This is a genomic window from Trebonia sp. (assembly GCF_049794275.1).
In the GTDB taxonomy this organism is placed as follows: Bacteria; Actinomycetota; Actinomycetes; order Streptosporangiales; family Streptosporangiaceae; genus Trebonia.
The window spans coordinates 1-4,234 of record NZ_JBARCR010001197.1 but is presented as its reverse complement, the minus strand read 5'-3'; the positions used below and the strand labels follow the sequence as shown (position 1 = coordinate 4,234).

Sequence of the window (4,234 nt, the reverse complement as noted above, 5' to 3'; positions counted from 1 at the left end):
GGGCGGCGAACCGCGCGGCGTCCAGCCGGTCAAGCGCGGCCGCCGCCACGTTCCTGTCGTGCCGTCCCGGTGAGCCGAGGTAGCCCAGGTGCGGCGTGCGGCCGAGCAGCACGTACTCCTCGACGGTCATGTCCGGCGGGAGCACCGGCTCCTGGGGGACGTAGGCGAAGAGCCTGGCCCGCTCCCGCGCCCGCAGCGACCTGACGTCGGCGCCGTCGAGCAGCACCGCCCCCTGGTACGGCACCAGCCCGGCGGCGGCGCGGATGAGGGTGGATTTCCCCGCGCCGTTCGGGCCGATCAGCGACAGCCATCCGCCGGCCGCCACGGCGCAGCTGACTCCCCGCACCACCGGATTGCGGTCCAGGGTGACGGTCAGCTCCCGCACCGCCAGCCCCCCGGGGGGGTTGCGGGGGGGCTGTCCCCCCCTGGCTAGCCCCCCGGGGGGGTCGCGGGGGGGCTGCCCCCCCCTGGCTAGCCCCGTCACGTCCGTCCTCCCTGCGTGGACCGCAGGATCCAGACGAACGCGGGTGCGCCGACGACCGCGGTCACCACGCCGATCGGCAGTTCGGCCGGGGACAGCACGGTGCGGGCCAGCGTGTCGGCGAGCACCAGGAAGCCGGCCCCGCCAAGCAGCGACAGGGGCAGCACGCTGCGGTAACCCGGGCCACCGAGCCGGCGCGCCATGTGCGGGACGATGATCCCGACGAACCCGATCAGCCCGCTGAACGCGACCGCGCTCGCCGTGGCGAGCGCGCAGGCCGCAACGACGATCAGGCGCACAGTCGCCGGCCGCATGCCGAGCGCCCGCGCCTCCTCGTCGCCGACGGCGAGCACGTCGAGGTGCCTGCCGTGCAGCAGCACCACCACGATGCTGACGGCGGCGTACGGCAGGATCGACACCACCTGCTGCCAGGTCGCACCGGACAGCGAGCCGAGCAGCCAGTTATAGACCGTCTGCACGTCCTGCTCGGCGGAGCGCTGCAGCACGAGCGTCTGCACGGCGGTGAAGAAGAAGCCGACCGCGATGCCGGCGAGCAGCAGCGTCGCCACGCCGTCGCCGAAGCCGGTGCGCCTGCTCGCCGCGGCGCCGGTCAGGTAGGCGACCGCGACCCCGCCGAGCGAGCCGAGGAACGCGGCAGGGGGGATCGCGCCCGGGCCCACCGCGCCGAAGTAGACGATCGCGAGCGTCGCGCCGAGCCCGGCGCCTGCCGAGGCGCCGAGCAGCCCGGAGTCCACCAGCGGGTTACGGAAGACGCCCTGGTAGCCCGCGCCCGCCATGGAGAGCAGCCCGCCCACCAGGGCGCAGAGCACCACCCGCGGCAGCCGGATCTGGAACAGCACGGCGCGGTCCAGCGGTGACAGGCCGGACGGCAGGTGGACGAAGGGGATCTTGTCCGCCAGCGCCGCCACGGTGTCCAGCGGATTCAGGTCGGCCGCGCCGACGAGCGCGCTGACCAGCATCGCGGCGATCAGGAAGATCGCCGCGATGCCGAGCGCGCCTAGTTTCCTCAATGCAGCTGTTCGATCGCCGCGCCGATCTCCGCGACCAGTAGCGGCAGCCGCGGTCCCCAGCGGGACGCGATGTCGTCGTTCAGGCCGATGATCTCGTGGTTCTGCACGGCCGGGATGCCCGACCAGCCGGGGCGCTTGGCGACCACGGCCGGGCTCTGCGCGCCGTCGGCCGGCTCGTTGTCGGCGAGGAAGATGATCTGCGGCTTCGCCGTGACGATGTACTCCTGCGACAGCTGGGGGTAACCGCCGTCGGCGGGCTTGCTCGCGGCGTCCGCGATGTTCTTCAGGCCGAACAGGCCCACGACCTGGCCGATGAACGTGCTGGAGGCGGCCGAGTAGTAGGGGCTGGCGCTCAGCTCCCAGTAGTAGGTGGCGCCCTTGTGCGCGGTGCCCGCCTCCGCCACGTCGGCCGCGATCTGCTGCTTCATGCTCGTCACGACCGTGGCGGCCTGCGCGGCGTGCCCGGTCGCCTCGCCGACCTGCTGGATCTGCGCGTACACGGCGTCCAGCGTGGCGACAGCGGGCTCGATCAGCACCGGGATGCCGAGCTTGGTCATCCCGGAGACCAGGCCACCCGAGTTCTGCGAGGCGACGACCAGGCTCGGGTTGTACTTGGCGATCGCCTCGATGTTGGGGGTGAGGCCGGACAGGCCGGTCTTCGGCACGCCCGCCGGGTAGTTGGAGTCCTGGTCCACGGCGACGACCTGCGGGCCGGCGCCGATCGCGTACAGGTCCTCGGTCGAGGTCGGGTCGAGCGAGACGATGCGAGCCGGCCGGCTCTTGATCGTCACCGCTCCGTTGGCGGCGGTGACCGTGACGGGGAACGCCGCGGCGGCGCTCGCCGACGGGGCAGCCGAGCCCGCGGACGCTGATGTGGATGTGGACGTGCTGCTGCTGCCCGACGAGCCGCAGCCGGCTAGCGCTACGGCCGTAACCGCGGCGGCCGCGAGGGCCGCGGCGGCCCTGGCGCCGGGGCCGGACCGCGAAGAGGGTTTCATCTGGGGCTACTTCCTCCCGGAAATGCGGGAAGGAAGGCGAGACCGCCGGTCACCGGGAGCGACGCCCGCGGCGGCCGGGACGGATCGCCCTTCCCACGAGGGTCGATATCGTCCGGCACGTCAGGAGTCGACCTGGCTAGGACCCCGCGGGCGGGGTCGTCACAGTTGCGGGACAGCGCCGGAATGGCCCGCTGACGCGGGCTTCACCGGCTTCGCTGCCTGACGTGCTGGCCGGCGCCGGAAGCAAAATGAGCAGCCGGGGGCCGGCGCCTGTACAGTAGCACGCGGTTCACGGCACGGAGAGGCACCGGCATGCGGGAGAAGCTGAAGCGGCGGATATTTCCGCTGGTGGCTTCGATTGGCTTGCTCCTGGTCGGGATGTTCACCACGACCCTGGGGCCAACGTGGACCGGCAAGGCCGAGTGGGCGCTCCCTTACGACCTGTGGGGGACGCTGATCGCGACGGTCCGGCTCGTGCACGGCAACGTGGGCGGCCTGTACACGCAGCCGACCGGGCTGGTGTCACTGCCCGGCGCGGCGATCATCCTGCTGCCCTGCGCCGCGGTCATCGCGGCGGCCGGCCTTTCGCTGCAGATCCCCGGCCCGCACAACCTGCACCCGCCGGTCTGGCTGCTGGCCGGGCCGTACGAGATCGCGCTGTGCTGCGTGACGCTGTTCGCCGCCGACGCCCTCGCCGAGCAGCTCGGCGTGACCAAGTGGAAGCGCGGCCTGCTCGCCGTCGCGAGCGCGGTCGCGCTGTGGAACGTGTCCGCCCGGTGGGGGCACCCGGAGGACGCCGTAGCGGTCGGGCTGCTGCTCTACGCCGTGCTCGCGCTGGGCCGGTCGCGGACCGCGCTGGCTGGCTGGCTCGCCGGCGCCGCGGTCTGCGTCCAGCCGCTGGTGCTGCTCGCGCTGCCGATGCTGCTCGCGCCCCTGCCGTGGCGGCGAATGCCGGCGTTCCTCGTCAGGTCGGCCCTGCCGTCCGCGGTGCTGCTCGGCGTGGCGGCGCTGGCCAACTGGCACGCCACGTACACCTCGGTGACCAGCCAGCCGAACTCCCCGGTGATCAACCACCCCACCGCGTGGACGTCGCTGGCCCCGCACTTGTCAAACACGAACGTCGCGGCCGGCCCCGCGCGGCTCGCCACGATCGTGCTCGCCTGCTGCTGCGCGCTCGCGGTCCGCCGCCGCTGGCTCGCCCAGGCCGAGACGGCCGAGGGCGGCTCGTGGCCGCCGTCACTGCTGGCCGACGTGCTCTGGTGGGCGGCGCTCGCGCTGGCGCTGCGGTCGTTCTTCGAGCCGGTGATGGTGTCCTACTACCCGTGGCCGGTGCTGGCCGTGGCGCTGATCCCCGCCGCGACGCTCCGCTGGATCCGGCTGGTGGCCGCGTCCGTTCTCGCGGGCGGCCTGACCGCGGCGGCCCAGGGCTCGTCGCACAGCGTCTGGGTCTGGTGGGTCCCGCTGGTCATCGGCCTTGCCGGCATGCTCGCCCTGTCCAGACCACGCGTCGGTCATGCCGCCGACCGGAGCACCGAACTCACGCCGACGGCGAGCCCTGAAACCGTCTAGGTGTGGTTCACAGGGCCGGGTTCACCGGCTGGAGGCTGGGGCGCTTGCCGGGGAGGCCGTCGCCGGAGGAGGTGCCGTGCAGGCGGCGGTTGACCCACGGCAGCAGGTACTCCCGCGCCCACCTCGCGTCCTCCCGGCGGGCCGCGACCCAGGCC

At 73.4% G+C, this 4,234-nt stretch carries 4 protein-coding genes; 1 reads left to right on the top strand and 3 read right to left on the bottom strand.

Annotated features, from left to right (window positions below):
* The 3 genes from WA805_RS29530 to WA805_RS29520 form a co-directional block, all read right to left on the bottom strand.
* Positions 1-385, bottom strand: a 385-nt coding sequence (locus WA805_RS29530; protein WP_425243962.1) for an ATP-binding cassette domain-containing protein, incomplete at its 3' end; no start/stop codon positions are given.
* 95 nt (positions 386-480) lie between these two features.
* Positions 481-1,461 carry a FecCD family ABC transporter permease gene (locus tag WA805_RS29525; protein WP_422284501.1) on the bottom strand — a complete coding sequence of 327 codons (981 nt, stop codon included), beginning with the start codon at positions 1,459-1,461 and terminating at the stop codon, positions 481-483.
* Between the two features lie 47 nt (positions 1,462-1,508).
* Positions 1,509-2,510, bottom strand: coding sequence for an ABC transporter substrate-binding protein (locus WA805_RS29520; protein WP_425243961.1), 1,002 nt, complete (start codon positions 2,508-2,510; stop codon positions 1,509-1,511).
* Between the two features lie 312 nt (positions 2,511-2,822).
* On the opposite strand from WA805_RS29520, the gene WA805_RS29515 reads away from it, so the two are divergent.
* Positions 2,823-4,079 (top strand): hypothetical protein, encoded by a 1,257-nt coding sequence (locus WA805_RS29515; RefSeq protein ID WP_422341010.1) that lies wholly within the window; start codon positions 2,823-2,825, stop codon positions 4,077-4,079.
* The last annotated feature ends 155 nt before the right edge of the window (positions 4,080-4,234 follow it).

Coding starts and splice junctions, on each gene's coding strand:
- WA805_RS29525 (WP_422284501.1), bottom strand. CDS start 1,461: ATGCTGGTCAGCGCGCTCGTCGGCGCGGCCGACCTGAATCCGCTGGAC.
- WA805_RS29520 (WP_425243961.1), bottom strand. CDS start 2,510: ATGAAACCCTCTTCGCGGTCCGGCCCCGGCGCCAGGGCCGCCGCGGCC.
- WA805_RS29515 (WP_422341010.1), top strand. CDS start 2,823: ATGCGGGAGAAGCTGAAGCGGCGGATATTTCCGCTGGTGGCTTCGATT.